This is a genomic window from Zestomonas carbonaria, from assembly GCF_904061905.1.
GTDB lineage: Bacteria > Pseudomonadota > Gammaproteobacteria > Pseudomonadales > Pseudomonadaceae > Aquipseudomonas > Aquipseudomonas carbonaria.
In genome coordinates, this window is record NZ_CAJFCI010000023.1 from 65,712 (window position 1) to 87,030 (window position 21,319).

Below are 21,319 nucleotides of genomic sequence, written 5' to 3' on the forward strand. Positions count from 1 at the left end.
CAGCAGCGTGTTTCACCGGAAACGTAGGTGTTGGCCCCGGATCGGTGCGCACGGCGCACCCTACGTGGAAGCCTCTTCTCCGGTCGTCATCCCCCTACGCGGCAGCGAATCGCGCGCATGGCGCGCTCCTACGGGTCGGCATCGAGGTAGGATCGGCGGGGACGCCCAGTCCCATGGCCGCGATCAGTGCGCCCGGCTTTCGTGCATGCGCGTGAGCTGGCGCTCCAGCAGGGAAGGGTAGGGTTCCAGCAGGCGCTCGACGCAGCAGGCGCCTTCCGGGCTGGCGATGCCGCGGATACGTGCGCGCTGGCGCAGCAGCTCGTCGTCGCCGACGCTGCGCTCGACCAGCAGCAGGTTGCGGCTGTGCTGCGAGAGGGCCAGGGCGTCCTGGGTGATGTCGTCGAGCAGCAGGTCGCCCTGGCTGAGGCCCTTGAGGTCGTCGCCCTGGGTCAGGCCGAGTTGCAGTTGCAGGGTGATGCCGCTGTCGGCGACCTCCACCTGCAGGGCGTGGCCGAGGGCGCGCATCAGCTCGCCGCAGCACACCGCGTGGGTCAGGTAGTCTTCGCCGCTTGTCTGGCTATGGAACAGCATCAGGCTGCTGCCGTCGTTGAGGGTGTGCAGGTCGGCCTTGTACAGGGTCGCGGCCTGGTCCAGGCAGTCCCGATAGCGCTGCAACAGGTCCATCAGGCGCGTGCGCGGCAGGCGGCGCAGTTGTTCCTGGGCGCCGAGCTGGATGGCCAGCACCGCGCTGTACTGCGGCTCGCTCGTTGCGGCAGGCGCCGGGGCGGCCTGCGGCTCGTCGTCGAGCAGCGGTTCGCTCAGGTCGGCGAACGGGTCGTCCTCATCGATGCTGGTGCGCCGGCTCGGTGGCGCGTAGTCGTCCGCGTCGGTCTCCTCGCTGTCGAAGGAGGGATCGGCGAGATCGCGGACCTCGAAGGTCTCTTCGGGAGCCTCGTGTTCCTCGGCGAGAAAATCCGGGTCGTCGTCCTCGATGAGGTCTTCGTCGTCCGGCAGCGGCTCGGGCTCCACGGGAACGGGCTTCTCCGGCACCAGGCGTGCCTGGAGCTGGCGGGCCAGGTCGCCGATCTCGTCCTGGCGGCCGGCGGCGGGGGCCGGATCGTCCGGGTCGCGCAGCCACAGGCGCAATTGCAGCAGCGGAGTGGACAGGTGGCGGCCGAGGCGCAGGCTGAGCGACAGGGTCAGGGCCAGCAGGATCAGGCTGAGCAGGCCCATGCTCTGCAGGCTGATGGTCATCGGCTGCTGGAACTGCTGCATGTCCAGGCTGATGCGCAGGTGGCCGGCGATTACCTCCTGGAAGGTGATCGGTGTCGAGAACAGGCCATCGGACTCGCCGAGCATGTTCTGCTTCGGCCGCGAGCCGGCCTCGGCGAGGATGCGGTTGTCCACGCTGTAGATCGCCGCGTGGGCCACCAGCGGGTTCTTCGCCAGGTTGTTGAGCAGCACGTTGAGGCTGAGGATGTCGTTGGACACCAGTAGCTCGGTGGCCGAGGCCGCGGTCTGGGCGGTGAGCGCCTGGCCCAGGGCGTCGGCCTGCTGCTGCATGGCCTGCTTGAACTGCAAGCCCATGACCAGGGCGTAGATCAGCAATGCCAACGCCACCAGCAGCAAGCTGTGGCTGGCGATGCGCAGTGCGATCGGCACGCGCCGCTGGCGCAGGGCATGGAAGATCAGCAGGAAGAAATTGTCGGGCTTGACGGGCGCTGGCCGGTTCACAGAGCGCGGTTCTTCTGGAATGGAGTTGCCGCGCAGTATAACGAGCGACCTGTGGCCGGCAAAGCGGCGGGCGTGCCCGTGCGGCGGGGAAAGCGGGTAGAATGTGCGCCTTTTACACAGCGAGGGTTGCGCCTTGCGCGAAATCGTTCTGATCAATATCACCGGCGAGGACCGCCCGGGGCTGACTGCCGCCATCACCGGCGTCCTTGCGCAGGGCGGGGTGAATATCCTCGACATCGGCCAGGCGGTGATCCACGACACCCTGTCGTTCGGCATCCTGGTGGAGATTCCCGATACCGAGCAGGCGTCCTCGGTGCTCAAGGACGTGCTGTTCACCGCCTATAAGCTCGACCAGCAGGTGCGTTTCACCCCGGTTTCCGAGTCCGACTACCAGCAATGGGTGGGTGGCCAGGGCAAGCCCCGGCACATCGTCACCCTGCTGACCCGCAAGGTGACCGCCGAGCAGTTGCAGCGGGTCAGTTCGATCACCGCCAAGTACGGCCTGAACATCGACCATATCGACCGCCTGTCCGGACGCATGCCGCTGGACACCCCGGCCGAGCTGAGCAAGGGCTGCATCGAGTTCTCCGTGCGCGGCGAGCCGGCCGATCCGGTGGCGCTGCGTGCCGAGTTCCTCAGCGTGGCGCAGGAGCTCAACGTCGACATCGCCTTCCAGCAGGATACGGTGTTCCGCCGCAATCGCCGGCTGGCGGTGTTCGACATGGACTCGACGCTGATCGAGGCCGAGGTGATCGACGAGCTGGCCAAGGCCGCCGGCGTCGGCGAGCAGGTCGCTGAGATCACCGAGCGGGCGATGCGCGGCGAACTGGACTTCCGGGCCAGCTTCAAGGAGCGCCTGGCGCTGCTCAAGGGGCTGTCCGAGGATGTGCTCGAGGATATCGGCGCCTCGCTGCGCCTGACCGAAGGCGCCGAAACATTGTTCGCCGAACTCAATCGCCTCGGCTACAAGACCGCCATCCTGTCCGGCGGCTTCACCTATTTCGCCAGGCAGTTGCAGGCCCGGCTGGGCATCGACTACGTGTTCGCCAACGAGTTGCAGATCGTCGATGGCAAGGTCACCGGCGTGGCCGTCGAGCCGATCGTCGACGCCCAGCGCAAGGCCGACCTGCTGCGCGAACTGGCGGCGAAGGAGGGCCTGCAACTGGAGCAGACCATCGCCGTCGGCGACGGCGCCAACGACCTGCCGATGCTCGGCCTGGCCGGCCTCGGCGTGGCCTTCCGCGCCAAGCCGCTGGTCAAGCAGTCGGCCAAGCAGGCGATCTCCACCCTGGGGTTGGATGGCATTCTCTATCTGCTCGGCTATCGGGATCGCGACGGGCAGGCCTGAACACGGCCAAGAACGAAAAAGCCGCCTACGGGCGGCTTTTTCGTGTCTGTTTCCTGGCTCGGTGCCTGGGTTGGTGATGGGTTGTCACCCATCCTACGGAAAGGCCGATAAGAGCGCTGGAGGCTGGAAGGCCGGACGAAAAAGCTTTTGTAGGGTGCGCCGTGCGCACCGTTTACCCTGGGGCGGGCAGGGTGGTTCGCCGGAAATGTAGGTGTTGATCCTGGATCGGTGCGCACGGCGCACCCTACGTGGAAGCCTCGTTCTCCACCGTCATCCCCGCGAACGTGGGGACCCAATAAACAAGCCACGTAACCCGGATTTCATCCGGGCTACTCGTCCGCTGTTGTAGGAGCCAGCTTGCTGGCGATGCTTTGGCGTTGCCGGTGATCGCGCGCATGGCGCGCTCCTACAGGTCGGCATCTAGGCTGCGTTTGTAGGATCGGAGGGGACGCCCAGTTCCATGGCCGCGAAAAAAGGCTTGACGTAGAAGGTGCATGGCCAGAGCCCTGTCCAGCCTCCAGCCTCCAGCCTCCAGCCTCCAGCCTCCAGCCTCCAGCCTCCAGCCTCCAGCCTTATTCGTCGCCGGCCGAGAAGTCGTAGTCCATCGACTGGCTCGGGCCCTGCAGGTAGTAGCCCTGGATGTAGTTGACCCCGGCCTGCCACAGGGTGGCCAGCACGCTGGCGCTCTCCACGAAGGGCACGATGGTCAGCTTGGCCTGGGCGTGCAGGCTGGCCAGCAGGGTCTTGAGGGCTTCCTGGCTCTCCGCCGAGGCCAGGTCCTGGGAGAACGAGCCGTCGACCTTCACGAAGTCGACGCTCAGGTGCTTCAGCGTGTTGAACGGGTTGAGGGCGCAGCCGAACTGGCTCAGGGCGACCTTGCAGTGCAGCTCGGTCAGCCCCTGGGTGAGCGCCTTGGCCTGCTTGAGGTAGGCGATGGCATCCGGCTCGTTGATCTGGAACGCCAGGGCGTCGGACGGCAGTCGCGCGGCCTTGAGCGCCACGCTGAGCCAGGGCAGCAGGGTCTGGTCCTGCAGGCTGGCGCTCGACAGGTGGATGAACAGGCAGGTGTTGTGGCCCTTGGCGCGATGGTCGGCGAGCAGCTTGATGGAATTGAGGATCACCCAGCGATCGATCTTTTCCCCCAGGCCAGCGTCCCGCGCGGCGCCGAGGAATTCAGCCGGCGGCACCTCTTCGCCTTGGGCGTTGAGCAGGCGCAGCAGCACTTCGTAGTACTCGTTGCTGTCGCCACGCAGGCTGATGATCGGCTGGAACAGCAGGCGGAAGGCGTTGGTCTCCAGGGCATGCTGGAGCATGGCGAGCATGTTGCCTCGGCTGGCGGCGGCGGCGAGCTCGTCGGCCGGGCTGTACAGCTTCACGGCGTTGCCGTCCTTCAGCTCGTCGGCGCAGCGGTGGGCGCGGTCGATCACTTCCTGCGCCTTGACGGTGGTTTCGTTGATGCCCGCCACACCGATGGTCAGGGTGGTCTGCACGGTGCGTCCGGCGACGTCGAACAGGTAGCTTTCGACCTTCTTCAGCAGGACCTGCAGGCTGTCCGCGCTCTGTTCGGGGGTGATCCCCGGTTGCAGCACGCTGAACACGTCGTCGCCGAAGCGCGCCAGTTGCGCGTCGCTGGGGAAGTGGGCGCGCAGCAGGTTGGCCAGGTCGGCGAGCAGCAGGTCGATGCCGGCCAGGCCGACGTCGGCGAGCAGCGTCGGATAGTGGTCGATGCGCACGTAGGCCAGGCTGGAAGGTTGGCCGGCGTTGACGGCTCGCTCGGCGGCGTCGTCGAGCAGTTCCAGGAAGTGGTTGCGGTTGAACAGGCCGGTGACCAGGTCCTGGCTGCTGATCTCGCGCAGCTTCTCTTCCAGTTCGGCGTTGTCGGTCTCGGCGCGGATCACCACCTGGATGCACGGTTCACCGTCGTAGGTGGCCGGCGAGAAGCTCATCCGCGCCTCGAAGCTCTGGCCGTTGGCCTTGACTCCGGCGCAGGTCAGTTCGACACCGCCTTCGCTGCCCTGGTAGCTCTTCAGGAAATCCTTGAACTTGCCCTGGTCGGTGTTGCCGATCAGGTCGATCATCGGCATGCCTTCCAGCTCGTCGGCGTCTTCGTAGCCGAACATCTGCAGGTAGGCGCGGTTGGCGTAGATGTGCATGCCGTCGTGGACGTAGGTGATGGCGTCCACCGAGCTGTCGAGCAGCAGTTGGCAGCGTTTTTCCGCTTCGCGCAGGGCGACTTCGGCGGCGCGGCGGGCACGGCGTTCGTCGAGGTTGGCCAGTTCGCGGTTGGCGACCAGGACCAGGCGCTCGTCCTCGCCTTGCGGCAGCGCGTCCTGGGCGCCGAGGGCCAGGGCTTCGGTGATGGAGTCGGAATCGTTGTCGGCGACCAACTGGATCACCGGGATGTCCTTGGCCTGGCGGCGGATCGCGGAGATTGCCTCGCCGGGGTCGAGGTTTTCGCTGCTCGGCGCGGCGATCAGCAGGTCCCAGCTCTGTTGCAGGGCTTCGGCGAGATCATCGCTGGAGGTGACGCGGTGGACCCGGGTGGCGCGACCGGCGTTGCGGAACAGGCTGACGAGGCGTTCGGCCTCGTTTTGAGAGTCTTCGAGAATCAGCAGGCGGATGGTCTTTTTTTCGATGGCCATGGAATGTGCTTAACAACCTGTTCTGATCCGTTGTGTGGCGTTGAAAGAACGCTCCCGGATCGCGCCAGACGGGCGCTAAATCCCGACAAATGGTAGTGGTTTTGGAGCCTACAGCGACTTCCAGAGCGAGTCAAAATCTTCCTCGCCGCCGAATTTCTGGCTTGTCGACGATGTGACGGGCTTCCCTGGATCGCTCGGCCCCTGCTCGATCGGCCGGTATTCGAACTGGTTGAAACTGCCGCTGCCGGTCTGCTTGCGGCTGAGCACCGCACGACGTTCCTCTCCGTTGAGGTTGATCAGTACCTTGTTGCCTTCCTGGAAAGGCAGGCGCGGGGTGATCAGGGTCGCCGGGCGGGATATCGCGCTGATTTCCGGGAGCAGCAGGGCGCGCAGGAACTGGCTGTTCTGCTCGTCCTTGCGCAGCAGTTGCAGGCCACAGGGCTGTGCATGCGGAGCGATCAGCTCGATGCCCATCTGCGTGCCGCCGCCACGGACCTGGCGGATCCAGCGCACCAGGGCGATGCTCCAGCTCTGCTCCGGGGTGTCCTGGATGCCGAGCAGTTCGCCGGCCTGCAACTGGCTGGGCACTTCCTTCGGCCAGCTCAGGCAGTAGCCGCCCGGACTGTGGTTGATGATCGCCAACTCGTAGCTGAGGTAGCTCTCGCCTCCGCTGTCGCCCTGTTCGGCGGGGCTCTGCTCGGGGCGGCTGTACTGGATTTCCTCGAACGGCAGGCCCTTCTCCCAGTCCTGGGTCGGTTGCGCGTCGAAGGCATTGCGCCAGACATCGCTGACTTGGGTGGCGAGCGGCTTGAACACCGCGCTCTTGTGTTCGTCGGGGCGCTTCAGCACTTCGCTGAACGGTTTGCGCCCGGCCAGGAAGTAGTGCAGTGCGCTCATGCCGATGCACAGGATCAGGTTGCCCTGGCCGGCGGTGCGCTGGAAGGTGCGTTCGGCGATGTCGCCCCAGGCCGAGGCGAGGTGCTGGAGCAGGTCGATGCTGAAGTTGTCCGGGACCGGCAGGCGCGCCTTGCTTCGATCGCCTTCCGGCAGGAGCAGGTATTCCTTGATGGCGTCGACCAGCGGCTGTGGGTCGATGCCCAGCAGGTTGTGCGGTTCGCCTGACTGGAACAGCGACTTGTAGCGCGGCGGGCCGTCCACCTGCGGGGCCACGATGAACAGCGTGCCCGGCGCATCCGCAGCCTGTAGGCGGACCATGGGGCTCCAGGATTCGAGCACTTCGGCCAGGCGGGCGATGCTGTTCTGGCGCATCTGGTTGCAGCGCGAGCAGCCCAGCAGCAGGGCGACCAGGTAGGTCTGCTCGACGCTCAGCCCCTGGGTGTGGCGGGCCAGTTTGTCGCGCACCACGATGCCGTGCAGGCGGCGCGCATGGGCGATCTGGTAGATCTGGTGGAGCTCCAGCCAGAGACCTTCGGGGATCGGGCAATACAACTGGTTGGCGCGGATCAGCGGGCCGCACAGGCTGTGGGTGGCGCGCTGCAGGGCGACCACCAGCAGTTCGTCCTGCTCGCGGCGGCGTTCCCGGCTGCGTGGCAGTTCCTGGGTGATGATCAACTTGTAACCGGCGGCCAGGTGGTTCTGCAGGGCCTGGCAGAGGTTGGCGATCTTGCGCGGGCGTTCGTCGAGGACGATCGCCTGGTTGAGAAAGTGGCGTTCGAGATGCTGGCAGACGAAGTACACCTCGATGCGCAGCAGTTCGAGCAATTGCAGGCGGTTGTCCACCGGCGTGATCAGGTGGTTGACCTCGATCAGGCACTGGTAGAGCTGGCGCGCGGTTTCTCCCAGGTTGGCCTTCGGCAGTCCTGCGATCCAGCGCTTGAGGTCACGGGGGGTGGGCTCGCAACAGGACAGGCTCTGCTTGTCGGGAGTGGGCACGCGTAGCAGCAGATGGAGACTCTGTTTATCCATGTATCTCGTTATCCGCGGGGCTGGAAACGCCAACGGCGATAAGGGGAGATTCTCGCGAAAGCTTTGCGACACTCTAGCAGCATCTGCCTGCGCTGGCAGCCTATCCAAAAGGCCTGCGCTGCTGGTGGCAGAGGGCCGGCGAGGGTGGTGCGCACCCTCGCGACAGTGTTCAGGCCCTGGCGCTGGCCAGGCGTTGCCCCATGCGTACGGGGCTGTTGGCGGTGAGCTCTTCGGCCCACTGCACCTGCTCCGGGCCGAACAGCACGATGGCGGTGGAGCCCAGCTTGAAGCGTCCCAGTTCGGCGCCTTTTTCCAGGTGGATCGGCGCACGCGCGGCTTCGTCGTAGCGCACGCTCTTCAGCTCGCGCTTGGGCGGGGTGACCAGGCCGGCCCAGACGGTCTCGACCGAGGCGACGATCATCGCGCCGACCAGCACCACGGCCATCGGCCCGCGCTCGGTGTCGAACAGGCAGACCACCCGCTCGTTGCGGGCGAACAGTTCGGAGACGTTCTCGGCGGTGAGCTGGTTGACCGAGAACAGTCGGCCCGGCACATAGACCATCTCGCGCAGGGTGCCGGCCAGCGGCATGTGCACGCGGTGGTAGTCCTTCGGCGACAGATAGACGGTGGCGAAGCTGCCGCCCATGAACGGCGCGGCGCGCTCGGCATCGCCGCCGAGCAGCTCGACGGCGCTGAAGCCGTGACCCTTGGCCTGGAAGATGCGCCCGTGCTCGATGCGGCCGAGTTGGCTGATGGCGCCGTCGGCTGGGCAGAGCACCGCGTCGGGGGCTTCATCCAGTGGCCGCGCGCCATCCTTCAGGGCGCGAGTGAAGAAAGCGTTGAAGTGCTCGTAGGCGTGCAGGTCCTCGACCCGCGCCTCGCTCATGTCGACCTGGTAGCGGCGCGCGAACCAGTCGATCAGGCGGTTCTTGAACCAGGCCGCGCGGCATTCGGCGGCCAGGCCGATCAGGCGCGACAGCAGGTGGTGCGGCAGCAGGTACTGGGCGAGCAGGAACAGGCGGTCTTTGAACGGCATTCGTCAAACCTCTACGGGGGTGTCTGGATGGTTGCCCCACTCGGACCATGAGCCGGCGTAGCCCTTGACGCGCGGGTAGCCGAGCGCCTTGGCCACCAGGTAGGTGAAGCCGGAGCGGTGATGGGTCTGGCAATGGGTGATCACTTCCTTGTCCGGGGTGATGCCCAGGTCGGCGAGGATGCTCGCCATGTCTTCGCGGATGCGCAGCGCGCGCGCCGGGTCCATGCCGGCGGTCCACTCGAAGTTGACCGCGCCGGGCACGTGTCCGCCCTTGGCCGCGAGGACTTTTTCGCCCCGGTATTCGCTGGGGTTGCGGGCGTCCCACACGGCCAGGTCGGCGGCGCCCAGGCGGCTTTGCAGGTACTCGCGGGTGGCGGTGGGTTCGTCGTGCAGGGTCAGCGGCAGCGGGCCGCCGGCCGGCGCGGGGACGTCTCTGTCCAGGGCGCGGCCATCGGCCAGCCAGGCATGCAGGCCGCCGTTCAGGTAGTGGTAGCGGCCGTGGCCGATCACGTCGAGCAGCCAGATGAAGCGCCCGGCCCAGCCGCCGCCTTCGTCGTCGTAGACCACGTAGACCGCTTCAGGACGATGGCCGAGTTCGCCGAACAGTGCTTCGAGCTGCGCCTGCTCCGGCAACAGGCCCGGGGCTGGCGGCTGGCCGAGCTGGGTGCGCTTGGGATCGACGAAGCGGGCACCGGCAATGTGGCCTTCGACGTAGCGCGCGGCATTGGTGAGATCGACCAGGATCAGTTCAGGCGCATCGAGGCGGCTGGCCAGGTCGGCCGGTTCGATCACCAGCGGCAGGGTGGAGAAGGCGGACATGGGAAAGCCTCCGGAAACGGAAAAGGGCGGATTGTAGCGGAACTGGCCGTATGCGCGGATGGAGAGCTGTAAGTGCGGGTTACCGGCCGCGTTGGCTGAACTGCTCCAGGGCCCGCTCGATGCATTGCGACGTCTTGGCGAAGGCTTGCGCGTGGATATCGTCCAGCACCAGCCCTTCGCGGTCGGCGACCAGCAGCATGACCACCCGGCCGTTGTGGGCCAGCGAGCGCAGCAGCAGGTGCTCGCTGGGGAACAGCGCCTTCAGCGGGCCGGGCAGCAGCGCGGAGTATTGCGCCATGTTGGCCGGACTCAGGCGCAACTGCGCGGGTCGTTCGAGCAAGCGGCGCAGCAGCGGGCTGGGCGCCGGGTCCAGCTCGAAGCCGGCGATCGTCCCGTCCAGGCCGCTGGCCTGTTGCGCGCGCAGCCGGCTGTGTTGGCGATCGGCGAGCAGCAGCAGGATGCGCGGCAGGCCGCAGGCGTTCAGGGCTTCTCGGGCGCGGCTGGTGAGCTGTACCACGTTGAGGAACGGGCTGGGCGCGCGCAGCAGTTCGGCGCAGTGCGCTCGCCAGTCCTGCAACGTGGTCGGGGGTGGCGCGGCGGGTTGTTCGGGCGGGCGCAGGTGGTTGGCCGACCAGGGCCAGAGCAGGGCGATGGCCGGATGCCAAAGGTCATGGGGCGCCAGTTCGCGGGCGCTCAGCGCGGCCTGCTGGTGGACCAGTTGCTGCACTTCGCCCAGCGGCAGTTGCAGGTGCAGGCCGGTCAGCCGTTGCCAGCGCAGGCTGTGCTCGCAGCCCCAGCCGACATGCGCGGACAGCGCCAGGCTATTGGCCAGCAGCACGCTGTTGGCCGGCTGGGTCAGCCAGCGGCGCAAGACGGGCTCGGCGTCGAGTTGTTGCTGCTGGTGCAGCGGGTGCTCGTTGTCGCGGGCGATGCGCAGGGCCTTGACCAGCAGGCGGCGGTCGTTCAGGAGCAGGTGGTAGCTGTGCGCGATCCAGTCGGGCAGGCGCCAGTGCTCGGCCAGGCGCGAAGCCAGGTGCAGCAGCGGCACGCCGAACAGCTCTTCCTCGACCGCGAGCGCAGGCTCGCCATGGGCCAGCACGCGTTGCTCCCAGGTCTCCAGCAGCCCTGGGTATGCGGCCGCCAGTGGCCATAGCGGGGCGAGCAGCAACAGGCTGCCGCAGTGGATTTCCTGCCAGAGCCGCGCCAGGCGCGCACCGAACAGGCCGCTGGCCTGCTGCGAGGCGTGCTGGCTGATCAACAGCAGTTGGCCCAGGGCCCTGGGGATCGTCGCCGCATCGCCGGCCGGCAGGCGGCCGAGCAGTTCCGCGCTGCGTTGCAGGCCGAGCCGGGTGAGGGCGACCTCCAGGCTTTCCGCCGGCTGGCTCAGCCCACCGCCGTGACGGTTGGCTTCGCGAAGCAGGGTCAGTGCCGCAACGGGGCTCCGTTGCAACTGGTCGGCGATGTCGCGCAGCGAGCGGCGGTTGTCGTGCAGCACATGGCCGAGCTGGCTGTGCAGGTCTGCGGAAATCGGCAAGGGGACCCTGTCCAGTTCCTGGACCCAGGCTTCCAAACTACGGGGAGAGGGCGTCTGCATGGGCGTGCCGGCTGTGCTGAATGGATTTTCGACCTGCCAACCTATAGTCTGGCGCACATCTTCCGATAAAGAGAAGGGCGGCCTCATTCAGCCCTTCACCAGCGACTCGTAATCTCATGGCAAAAATTCTCGGCATCATCGTCGTATTCGCCAGCGTGCTCGGCGGATACGTTCTTTCCCATGGCAAGATCGCCGCGCTGATCCAGCCCTTCGAAGTGCTGATCATCGGCGGCGCGGCGTTCGGCGCCTTCCTGCAGGCCAACCCCGGCAGCACCACCATGCACGTCTTCAAGAAGTCGTTGAAGATGTTCGGGTCGCGTTTCACCCACGCTTTCTACCTGGAGGTGCTGCGGCTGCTCTACGAAATCCTCAACAAGAGCCGCCGCGAAGGCATGATGGCGGTCGAGGCGGATATCGAGGAGCCGGCGTCCAGCCCGATCTTCAGCAAGTACCCCGGCGTACTCAAGGATGAGCGGATGACCGCGTTCATCTGCGATTACCTGCGCATCATGTCGTCCGGAAACATGGCGCCGCACGAGCTGGAAGGGCTGTTCGACATGGAGCTGTCCAGCCTCAAGGAGGAACTCGAACATCCCGCCCACGCGGTCACCCGCGTCGCCGACGGCCTGCCCGGCTTCGGCATCGTCGCCGCGGTGCTCGGCATCGTGGTGACCATGGCCATGCTCGGCGAGGCCGAGCAGGCCGCGCTTGGCCAGCATGTCGGCGCCGCGCTGGTGGGGACCTTCCTGGGGATTCTCGCCGCCTACGGCTTCGTCGGTCCGCTGTCCAACGCCCTGGAGCACGATGCCAAGGAAGAGCTGAACCTGTTCGAGGCGATCAAGGCCTGCCTGGTCGCTTCCGCCTCCGGCATGCCGCCGACCCTGGCTGTGGAGTTCGGCCGCAAGGTGCTGCTGCCGGCCCATCGGCCGAGCTTCAGCGAACTCGACCAAGCCATGCGCGGTAGCTGACGGATAGGCGATGGACAATAACCAGCCGATCATCGTCAAGCGCGTCAAGCGCTATGCCGCCGGCCATCACGGAGGTTCCTGGAAGATCGCCTTCGCCGACTTCGCCACGGCGATGATGGCGTTCTTCCTGGTGCTGTGGCTGATGTCCTCGGCCACGCCGGAACAGAAGAAGGCGATTTCCGGCTATTTCCAGGACCCGGTCGGCTTCACCGAGAGCGCCAGCCCCTACGTGATCGACCTCGGCGGCACGCCAACGCCGGCGCCGGACAAGACCCTCAACCCGGAAATCCAGAACCTGCCGGACGACCAGGACCGCAGCAAGATGGACCCGACGCAGGCCGAGGACATCGCCGACCGCCTGGAGCGCGAGCGTCTTGAACTGCTGCTCCAGGAATTGCAGAACAAGATCGACGAGAACCCGCAACTGCAGCGTTTCAAGGACCAGATTCTCCTCGAGATCACCCAGGACGGCCTGCGCATCCAGATCATGGATGCCGAGAACCGGCCGATGTTCGACCTCGGCAGCGCGCGCCTGCAACCGTACTTCGAGGACATCCTGCTGGCCATGGCCGACACCATCAAGGAAGTGCCGAACAAGATCAGTGTCAGCGGCCACACCGACGCCAAGCCGTTCTCCGGCGCTGGCGACTTCGGCAACTGGGAGCTTTCCGCCAGCCGCGCCAATGCGGCCCGGCGCGCGCTGGTCGCCGGCGGCTACCCCGAGGAGCAGGTGGCGCGGGTGGTCGGCTACGCGTCGTCGGCGCTGTTCGACCGCGTCGATCCGTTCAACCCGGTGAACCGGCGCATCGACATCATCGTCCTGACCAAGAAGGCCCAGCGCGCCATCGAAGGCGAGCAGGGCGACGGTGCGGAGGCGCCGTCGGCAGAGCAGTCGCTCCCGGTCGTGCCGGCGGAAGAGTTGCCCAGGCAGCTCAACATCTTCGACGACGGGCCGCTCAGGCTCGATCGGTAGGACTGGTCTAGTGGATCCCCGCGCACGCGGGGATCCAGAAACCCCGTACCTCAGTACTCCTCTTCCGGCAGGCTGGCGAGGATATGCCGGTAGCTGGCCAGCCGCTGCGGCTGGATGCGCCCGTCTTCGAGGGCGGCGAGCAGCGCGCAGCCCGGCTCGCGGTCGTGCTTGCAGTCACGGAAGCGGCAGTGGCCGAGCAGGTCGCGGAACTCGATGAAGCCGTCCTCGATGTCCGCGCGGCTGACGTGCCCCAGGCCGAACTCGCGGATGCCCGGCGAATCGATCAGGTCGCCGCCGCCGGGGAAATGGAACAGCCGCGCGGTGGTGGTGGTGTGGGTGCCCTTGCCGGTCAGCTCGGAAAGGGCGCCGACGCGGGTGTCGACGTCCGGCAGCAGGCTGTTGACCAGCGACGACTTGCCGACCCCGGACTGGCCGACGAACACGCTGACGTGGCCGTCGAGCAGGCGCTGCAATTCCTCCATGCCGCCACCCTGGTGCGCCGACACCTCCAGCAGCGGATAGTCGAGCTGGCGATAGACCGCCAGCAGGCGGTCCAGCGCGGTGGCGTTGGTGTCGTCGATCAGGTCGGCCTTGTTGAGCAGCAGCAGCGGGCGGATGCCGGCGTGCTCGGCGGCTACCAGGTAGCGGTCGATCAGGTTGGCGTGCGGTTCCGGCAGCGGAGCGAAGACGATCACGATCAGGTCGACGTTGGCCGCCACAGGCTTCAGCAGGCCACGGTTGTCCGGGCGGCACAGCTCGCTGCGGCGTGGGAGCTGGGCGACGATCACCCCGTTGTTCCGGTTGCCGGCGCGCCACACCACGCGGTCGCCGGTGACCAGCGGCGGCAGGTTGGCGCGCAGGTGGCAGCGATAGAGCAGGCCGTCGTCCTCGGCTTCCACTTCGACCGTCACCCCGAAATGTGCGATCACCAGGCCGTATTGCTCGGGGCCCAGGTCGCCGCCTTCCAGCGCTTCCAGGGCCTGGGACTCGCGTTTCGCCGCACGGGCGGCGCGTTCGGTCTGGATTTTTTCGATGCGCCAGCTCTGGCGGCGGTTGAGTTGGCGTTTGGCCATGCTGGGTTCCGGGCGATGCGGTCGGGGGCGGCGGCGAGTTTAGCACGGCCATCCGGCGCGCCTGCGGCTCCGGCTGGGCTAAACTGCGCAGCCTAGCCGAGGAGCTTCATCATGCCGAATCCGCAGAACCTGATCTGGATCGACCTGGAAATGACCGGTCTCGACCCCGAGCGCGATGTCATCATCGAGATCGCCACCATCGTCACCGACAGCGACCTCAACGTGCTGGCCGAAGGGCCGGTGATCGCCGTGCACCAGAGCGAGGACGTGCTCGCCGGGATGGACGAGTGGAACACCCGCACCCACGGCCAGAGCGGCCTGACCCAGCGGGTGCGCGAAAGCCGCATCGACACCGCCGAGGCCGAGGCACGGACCCTGGCCTTCCTCGAGCAGTGGGTACCGGCCGGCAAGTCGCCGATCTGCGGCAACAGCATCGGCCAGGACCGCCGCTTCCTCTACCGCTACATGCCGAAGCTGGAAGCCTACTTCCACTACCGCTACCTCGACGTCTCGACCCTGAAGATCCTCGCCGAGCGCTGGGCGCCGCAGGTCAAGGAAAGCTTCCAGAAGAAGGGTAGCCACCTGGCGCTGGACGATATCCGTGAATCGATCGCCGAGCTGCGCCACTACCGCGAGCACTTCCTCAAGGTTTGACAGGCAGCCACAAGCTGCAAGAAGAGGCTTGGCGTGCCGGTTGGAGCGACCTCCATCCTGATCGAGCTTGCAGCTTGCAGCTTGCAGCTTGCAGCTTGCAGCTTGCAGCTATCTTCCATGCCGTCGAAGCGCCCATTCCACATGCTCGCGCACCAGCGCCGAGGGATGCCCGCGGCGCGCCTCCAGTGCTTCGAGCACCGGGATGCTGGTCGGCGCATTGCCCAGTCCCACCGCCAGGTTTCGCAGCCAGCGCTCGTAGCCGGCGCGGCGTAGCGGCGAGCCCTCGGTGCGGCTGAGGAATTCCTCCTCGCTCCAGCGGAACAGGGTGGCCAGTTCGGCGTTGTCCAGGCCGTGGCGCGGCTGGAAGTCGCCCTGGCCGCTGGGGCGGGCGAAGCGGTTCCACGGGCAGACGATCTGGCAGTCGTCGCAGCCGAACACCCGGTTGCCGATCAGCGGGCGCAGCTCCTCCGGAATCGAGCCCTTCAGCTCGATGGTCAGGTAGGAAATGCAGCGCCGCGCATCCAGCAGGTACGGGGCGACGAAGGCGGCGGTCGGGCAGATGTCCAGGCAGGCCGTGCAGCGCCCGCAGTGTTCGCTGGCGTGCGGGGCGTCCACCGGCAGCGGCAGGTCGACGAACAACTCGCCGAGGAAGAAGAAGCTGCCGGCCTTGCGGTTCAGCACCAGGGTGTTCTTGCCGATCCAGCCCAGCCCGGCCTGCTCGGCGATGGCCTTTTCCAGCACCGGCGCGCTGTCGACGAAGGCGCGGTAGCCGAACGGGCCGATTTCCTGCTGGATGCGTTCGGCAAGCTGTTGCAGGCGCTTGCGCACCAGCTTGTGGTAGTCGCGGCCGAGCGCGTAGCGCGACACGTAGGCCTTCTCCGGCTCGGCCAGCCGCTTCGACATCTCGGTGTCGCCGGGCAGGTAGTCCATGCGCAGCGACACCACCCGCAAGGTGCCCGGCACCAGCTCCTGCGGCCGCGAGCGTTTCGTGCCGTGCGCGGCCATGTAGTCCATCTCGCCCTGGTAGCCAGCCTCCAGCCAGCGTTGCAGGTGAGCCTCGTGCTCGGCGAGATCGAGCCCGGCGATACCGACCTGCTGGAAACCCAGCTCGCGGCCCCAGTCTCTGATCGACTGAGCGAGGGCGGCGAGATCGAGATTGCCGGAAGCGAGGGCGGGGCTGGACATATCGAGGCGGAAACCGGAGGCGGGTGGGTATAATTCTGCCAGACATTGGAGCCGACGCATGCCGCCCTCAGCCGACGACCTTCCCCTGCCTCTTTATACAGCCGCCCAGGTGCGTGACCTGGACGCCCGCCTGATTGCCGCCGGAACGCCGGGTTTCGAGCTGATGCAGCGCGCCGCCCATGCCGCCTGGCGTGCCCTGCGCCAGCGCTGGCCGGATGCCGGTGCGCTGAGCGTGCTGGCCGGGCACGGCAACAATGCCGGCGACGGCTACCTGGTCGCCGCCCTGGCCCAGCGTGCCGGCTGGCAGGTCGAGGTGCTGGCCGTCGGCGACCCGGCGAAGCTGGCCGGCGATGCCGCCCAGGCCCATGCCGAGGCGCTGCGTGCCGGCGTGCCGGTACGGGCCTGGAGCGAATGTGCGGCGCTCGACGGCGTGCTGGTCGACGCCCTGCTCGGTACCGGCCTCGGTGGCGCGGTGCGCGAACCCTTCGCCCAGGCGATCCGCCTGATGAACGCCAGCGGCCGCCCGATCCTGGCGATCGACATCCCTTCCGGCCTGTGCGCCGACACTGGCCGCGAACTCGGCGTGGCGGTGCGGGCGGACCTCACGGTGACCTTCATCGGTCTCAAGCTCGGGCTGTTCAGCGGCGTCGGCCCGGATCGCGTGGGCGAATTGCGCTTCGACGATCTGCAGGCCGATCCGGGGATCGTCTCCGGGCAGCCTGCGCGCGCGCAGCGGCTGACCGGTGCCGTGCTGCCCCACCTGGCGGCCCGTCCGCGCTGCGCTCACAAGGGCCAGTTCGGACACCTGCTGGTGATCGGCGGCGACCGGGGATTCGGCGGCGCGGCGCTGCTCAGCGCACAGAGCGCCCTGCGCGCCGGCGCCGGACTGGTGTCCCTGGCGACCCGCGAGGAGCATGTGGCGGCGTCGCTGGCACGGCTGCCCGAGGTGATGGTCCAGGCCGTCGCCTCCACCTATCAGTTGCCGGACCTGGCCGCGCGCGCCGACGTACTGGTGGTCGGTCCCGGCCTCGGCCAGGCGGCGTGGGGTCGCAGCCTGCTGTCGGTGGCGGCGGCCAGCGCCGGGGCGCAGGTCTGGGATGCCGACGCGCTCAACCTGCTGGCTGCCGGCGAAGTGGCCGCGCCGGACGACCTGATTCTCACCCCGCATCCCGGCGAAGCCGCACGCCTGCTCGGCTGCTCGACCGCCGAGGTGCAGGCCGACCGCGCCGCCGCCGCACAGGCTCTGGCGCAGAAATATGCCGCGGTGGCGGTGCTCAAGGGCGCCGGCACCCTGGTGGCCGCGCCCGATGGTCGGCTGGTGTTGTGCGATCGCGGCCACCCGGCGATGGCCGGCGCCGGGCTGGGCGACGTGCTCGCCGGGCTGGTCGGTGCCTTGCGCGCCCAGGGGATGGTGGCGTTCGAGGCGGCCTGCCTGGGCGTCTGGCTGCACGCCCGTGCCGGCGAGGCGCTTGGCGCACAAGGACGCGGCCTGGCCGCCAGCGACCTGATTCCTCGTATCCGCGAACTGCTGGAGGCGCATAGCCCATGTCTGGCCTGACCCTGTTCGCCGCCGACGAAGCGGCCATGCTCGAGCTCGGTGCGCGTATCGCCAGGGCGACCGCCGGTCGGGGCGTGATCTACCTGCACGGCGACCTGGGCATGGGCAAGACCACCCTGTCGCGCGGCATCATTCGCGGTTTCGGTCATGTCGGTGCGGTGAAGAGCCCGACCTTCACCCTGGTCGAGCCCTACGAAATCGGCGAGTGGCGCATCTTCCACTTCGACCTGTACCGGCTGGCCGACCCGGAGGAACTGGAGTTCCTCGGTATCCGCGATTACTTCGAAGGCGACGCGCTGTGCCTGATCGAGTGGCCGCAGCGCGGCGCCGGCGTTTTGCCAAAGGCCGACCTGACCATTACCATTAGCGTCCATGGAGGCGGCCGTTCGCTGCATTTGGCGCCACATGGCCCACGGGGTGAAGCCTGGTGCGCCGCCCTGGCGGCTGAACGGCAACATCAATAAGAGAGTGGGGATTTCTATGCGCATGCGCGCGCGGGCGTTTGGGGTGGGTGTGCTGCTGATGGCCTTGGCCGCGGACGTGTTCGCCGCCGCCCAGGTCAAGGGTGTGCGCCTGTGGCGCGCGCCGGACAACACACGGCTGGTGTTCGACCTGTCCGGCCCCGTCAAGCACAGCGTGTTCACCCTGGCTGCGCCCGATCGCATCGTCATCGACGTCACCGGCGCGCAACTGGCCACCAAGCTCGATCAGTTATCGCTGACCAATACCCCGATCACCGGCGTGCGCTCGGCGCAGCGCAGCCCCAACGAGCTGCGCGTGGTCATCGATCTCTCCGCGCCAGTCACGCCGAAGAGCTTCAGCCTGGCACCCAACCAGCAGTATGGCGACCGCCTGGTGATCGACCTGTTCGACCAGGGGGCCGACAGCTCGCCCAGCCTGCCGCCGAGCAACGTCGCCGGGAAACCGGTAGTGCCGGTCACCCCGACCCAGCCGGTTCCCAAGCCGGTCCCGCTGCCGGGCGGCAAGCGCGACATCGTCATTGCCATCGATGCCGGCCATGGCGGCGAAGACCCGGGCGCCATCGGGCCCAAGGGGCAGCACGAGAAGAACGTCACCCTGGCGATCTCCAAGGAGCTGCAACGGCAGATCAACCGGGAAAAAGGCTTCCGCGCCGAACTGGTGCGTACCGGCGACTACTTCATCCCGCTGCGCAAGCGCACCGAGATCGCCCGCAAGAAGGGCGCCGACCTGTTCGTCTCCATCCATGCCGACGCCGCGCCCAACCGCAGCGCGTTCGGCGCTTCGGTATTCGCCCTCTCCGAGCGCGGCGCGACCTCGGAGACCGCGCGCTGGCTGGCCGACAACGAAAACCGTTCCGACCTGATCGGTGGGGTCGGCAGCGTCAGCCTCGACGACAAGGACCGCGTGCTCGCCGGCGTGCTGCTCGACCTGTCGATGACCGCCTCGCTGTCTTCCAGCCTCAACGTCGGCCAGAAGGTGCTCAGCAACGTCGGGCGCGTTACCTCGCTGCACAAGCGGCGCGTCGAACAGGCCGGCTTCATGGTGCTGAAATCCCCGGATATCCCGTCGATCCTCGTGGAAACCGGGTTCATCTCCAATCATAACGAGTCGCAGAAGCTGGCCAGCGCCAGCCACCAGCAGGCATTGGCGCGGGCGATCACCAGCGGGGTCACGCAGTTCTTCCAGCAGAGCCCGCCGCCGGGCACCTACATCGCCTGGCTGCGTGACCAGGGCAAGCTTTCCGTCGCCCCGCGCGAGCATGTGGTGAGTTCGGGCGAGAGTCTGGCGCTGATCGCCCAGCGCTACGACGTGTCGCTGGCCGCCTTGCGCAGCGCCAACAGCCTGAAGAGCGACACCATCAAGGTTGGCCAGGTACTGAGCATTCCAGCCACCACCTTGGCGGCCCAGCCATGAGCGAAGCGGCACGTATCCAACTGCTCAGCCCAAGGCTGGCCAACCAGATCGCCGCTGGCGAGGTGGTCGAACGCCCGGCCTCGGTGGCCAAGGAACTGCTGGAGAACAGCCTGGACTCCGGCGCGCGGCGCATCGAGGTGGATGTCGAGCAGGGCGGCGTCAAGCTCCTGAAGGTGCGCGACGACGGTTCCGGCATCGCTGCCGAGGACCTGCCGCTGGCCCTGGAGCGTCACGCCACCAGCAAGATCCGCGACCTGGAAGACCTCGAGCGGGTGATGAGCATGGGCTTCCGTGGCGAGGCTCTGGCTTCGATCAGCTCGGTGTCGCGGCTGACCCTCACTTCGCGCACCGCCGACGCCGAGCAGGCCTGGCAGGTGGAGACCGAGGGCCGCGACATGCAGCCGCGCGTGCAGCCTGCGGCGCATCCGGTGGGTACTTCGGTGGAAGTGCGCGATCTGTTCTTCAACACGCCGGCGAGACGCAAGTTCCTGCGCGCCGAGAAGACCGAATTCGACCATCTGCAGGAAGTCATCAGGCGTCTGGCCCTGGCGCGTTTCGACGTGGCCTTCCACCTGCGCCACAACGGCAAGAGCGTGCTCGCCCTGCACGAAGCCAGCGACGCCGCCAGCCAGGCGCGACGGGTGGCCTCGGTGTGCGGCCCGGCCTTCCTGGAGCAGGCCCTGCCGATCGAGATCGAGCGCAACGGCCTGCATCTGTGGGGCTGGGTCGGCCTGCCGACCTTCTCGCGCAGCCAGGCCGACCTGCAGTATTTCTACGTCAACGGCCGCATGGTGCGCGACAAGCTGGTCGCCCACGCGGTTCGCCAGGCCTACCGCGACGTGCTGTTCAACGGCCGCCATCCGACCTTCGTGCTGTTCCTCGAACTCGATCCCGCGCTGGTCGACGTCAACGTGCACCCGACCAAGCACGAGGTGCGCTTCCGCGACAGCCGCATGGTCCACGACTTCCTCTACGGCACGCTGCACCGCGCGCTCGGCGAAGTGCGCCCGGAGGACCAGTTGGCGGCGCCGGCGGCGGTCGCCGAGATCGTCCGGCCTACCGGCCCGGCGGCCGGCGAGTTCGGCCCGCAGGGCGAGATCGGCCTGGCCGCAACCGTGCTGGAAACGCCGTCGGCCGCCCCGGCGTGGCGCGGAACGGGTTCCGGCTACCAGGCGCCCAGGCCGGCTTCGTCGGGTGTTCCGGCCGGCGAGTCCGCGGGTGTCTACCGCGAGTACTTCTCGCCGCTGGCCAACACTACGCCGACGCCGCTGCCGGACGACCAGGGCGACATCCCGCCGCTCGGCTATGCCCTGGCGCAGCTCAAGGGTGTCTACGTGCTGGCCGAGAACCGCCACGGCCTGGTATTGGTGGACATGCACGCGGCCCATGAACGGATCACCTACGAGCGTCTCAAGGTGGCGATGGCCAGCGAGGGGCTGAGCGGCCAGCCGCTGCTGGTGCCGGAATCCCTGGCGGTCAGCGAGCGCGAGGCCGACTGCGCCGAGGAACACGCCGAATGGTTCCGCCGCCTGGGCTTCGAGTTGCAGCGCCTGGGCCCGGAAACCCTGGCGGTCCGCCAGATTCCGGCCCTGCTCAAGCAGGCCGAGGCCAACCGCCTGGTGCAGGACGTCCTGGCCGACCTGATGGAGTACGGCACCAGCGATCGCATCCAGGCCCATCTCAACGAGTTGCTGGCGACCATGGCCTGCCACGGCGCCGTGCGCGCCAACCGCCGCCTGACCGTGCCGGAAATGAACGCCCTGCTGCGCGACATGGAGCACACCGAGCGCAGCGGCCAGTGCAACCATGGCCGTCCCACCTGGACCCAGTTGGGCATGGATGACCTCGACAAGCTGTTCCTCAGGGGGCGGTGAAGCCGACAAAAGCGCTGGGGGCTCGACGGCTGGACGAAA

General features: G+C 67.5%; 16 protein-coding genes. 8 read left to right on the plus strand and 8 right to left on the minus strand.

Annotation, left to right across the window (positions count from 1 at the left end; translation table 11 throughout):
* Positions 1-183: 183 nt before the first annotated feature.
* Complete coding sequence (locus tag PSEWESI4_RS04030) at positions 184-1,734, minus strand: AhpA/YtjB family protein (RefSeq protein ID WP_187669894.1); 1,551 nt, start codon at positions 1,732-1,734, stop codon at positions 184-186.
* Positions 1,735-1,867: 133 nt separating this feature from the next.
* On the opposite strand from PSEWESI4_RS04030, the gene serB reads away from it, so the two are divergent.
* The gene (gene serB / locus PSEWESI4_RS04035) at positions 1,868-3,082 is read left to right on the plus strand and encodes a phosphoserine phosphatase SerB (RefSeq protein WP_187669895.1); all 1,215 of its coding nucleotides are present in this window, start codon (positions 1,868-1,870) and stop codon (positions 3,080-3,082) included.
* Between the two features lie 572 nt (positions 3,083-3,654).
* Here serB and PSEWESI4_RS04040 read toward each other — a convergent pair.
* From PSEWESI4_RS04040 to PSEWESI4_RS04060, 5 genes are all read right to left on the minus strand, one after another.
* The gene (locus tag PSEWESI4_RS04040) at positions 3,655-5,724 is read right to left on the minus strand and encodes a GGDEF/EAL domain-containing response regulator (RefSeq protein WP_187669896.1); all 2,070 of its coding nucleotides are present in this window, start codon (positions 5,722-5,724) and stop codon (positions 3,655-3,657) included.
* A gap of 108 nt (positions 5,725-5,832) precedes the next feature.
* Positions 5,833-7,650, minus strand: a complete 1,818-nt coding sequence (locus PSEWESI4_RS04045; RefSeq protein ID WP_187669897.1) for a molecular chaperone — start codon at positions 7,648-7,650, stop codon at positions 5,833-5,835.
* Between the two features lie 169 nt (positions 7,651-7,819).
* Positions 7,820-8,686 carry an archaetidylserine decarboxylase gene (asd, locus tag PSEWESI4_RS04050; protein WP_187669898.1) on the minus strand — a complete coding sequence of 289 codons (867 nt, stop codon included), beginning with the start codon at positions 8,684-8,686 and terminating at the stop codon, positions 7,820-7,822.
* A 3-nt stretch (positions 8,687-8,689) separates the two neighbouring features.
* Positions 8,690-9,505, minus strand: a complete 816-nt coding sequence (rhdA, locus tag PSEWESI4_RS04055; RefSeq protein WP_187669899.1) for a thiosulfate sulfurtransferase — start codon at positions 9,503-9,505, stop codon at positions 8,690-8,692.
* Positions 9,506-9,584: 79 nt separating this feature from the next.
* Positions 9,585-11,099: an HDOD domain-containing protein gene (locus tag PSEWESI4_RS04060; RefSeq protein ID WP_187669900.1), complete on the minus strand. Its 1,515-nt coding sequence runs from the start codon at positions 11,097-11,099 to the stop codon at positions 9,585-9,587.
* Positions 11,100-11,215: 116 nt separating this feature from the next.
* On the opposite strand from PSEWESI4_RS04060, the gene motA reads away from it, so the two are divergent.
* Both motA and motB read left to right on the plus strand, forming a co-directional pair.
* The gene (gene motA, locus PSEWESI4_RS04065) at positions 11,216-12,067 is read left to right on the plus strand and encodes a flagellar motor stator protein MotA (RefSeq protein WP_187669901.1); all 852 of its coding nucleotides are present in this window, start codon (positions 11,216-11,218) and stop codon (positions 12,065-12,067) included.
* A gap of 10 nt (positions 12,068-12,077) precedes the next feature.
* Positions 12,078-13,040, plus strand: coding sequence for a flagellar motor protein MotB (gene motB / locus PSEWESI4_RS04070; RefSeq protein ID WP_187669902.1), 963 nt, complete (start codon positions 12,078-12,080; stop codon positions 13,038-13,040).
* A 50-nt stretch (positions 13,041-13,090) separates the two neighbouring features.
* On the opposite strand, the gene rsgA is transcribed toward motB, so the two are convergent.
* The gene (rsgA, locus tag PSEWESI4_RS04075) at positions 13,091-14,113 is read right to left on the minus strand and encodes a small ribosomal subunit biogenesis GTPase RsgA (RefSeq protein WP_187669903.1); all 1,023 of its coding nucleotides are present in this window, start codon (positions 14,111-14,113) and stop codon (positions 13,091-13,093) included.
* Positions 14,114-14,224: 111 nt separating this feature from the next.
* On the opposite strand from rsgA, the gene orn reads away from it, so the two are divergent.
* Positions 14,225-14,767, plus strand: a complete 543-nt coding sequence (gene orn / locus PSEWESI4_RS04080) for an oligoribonuclease (RefSeq protein WP_187669904.1) — start codon at positions 14,225-14,227, stop codon at positions 14,765-14,767.
* A gap of 108 nt (positions 14,768-14,875) precedes the next feature.
* Here the strand turns inward: orn and queG are convergent, their stop codons facing one another.
* A complete protein-coding gene (queG, locus tag PSEWESI4_RS04085) occupies positions 14,876-15,952 on the minus strand; it encodes a tRNA epoxyqueuosine(34) reductase QueG (RefSeq protein WP_187669905.1) in 1,077 nt (358 codons plus the stop codon).
* Positions 15,953-16,010: 58 nt separating this feature from the next.
* Here queG and PSEWESI4_RS04090 point away from each other — a divergent pair, with 58 nt between their 5' ends.
* From PSEWESI4_RS04090 to mutL, 4 genes are read left to right on the plus strand one after another with little or no spacing between them, the layout of a single operon-like run.
* Complete coding sequence (locus PSEWESI4_RS04090; protein WP_187669906.1) at positions 16,011-17,510, plus strand: NAD(P)H-hydrate dehydratase; 1,500 nt, start codon at positions 16,011-16,013, stop codon at positions 17,508-17,510.
* Positions 17,498-17,974 carry a tRNA (adenosine(37)-N6)-threonylcarbamoyltransferase complex ATPase subunit type 1 TsaE gene (gene tsaE / locus PSEWESI4_RS04095; RefSeq protein WP_187669907.1) on the plus strand — a complete coding sequence of 159 codons (477 nt, stop codon included), beginning with the start codon at positions 17,498-17,500 and terminating at the stop codon, positions 17,972-17,974. Before PSEWESI4_RS04090 ends, tsaE begins: the two co-directional genes overlap by 13 nt.
* A gap of 16 nt (positions 17,975-17,990) precedes the next feature.
* Entirely contained in the window at positions 17,991-19,406 is a 1,416-nt protein-coding gene (locus PSEWESI4_RS04100; protein ID WP_408004270.1) for an N-acetylmuramoyl-L-alanine amidase, read from the plus strand.
* Complete coding sequence (gene mutL, locus PSEWESI4_RS04105) at positions 19,403-21,280, plus strand: DNA mismatch repair endonuclease MutL (protein ID WP_187669909.1); 1,878 nt, start codon at positions 19,403-19,405, stop codon at positions 21,278-21,280. Before PSEWESI4_RS04100 ends, mutL begins: the two co-directional genes overlap by 4 nt.
* Positions 21,281-21,319 lie beyond the last annotated feature (39 nt).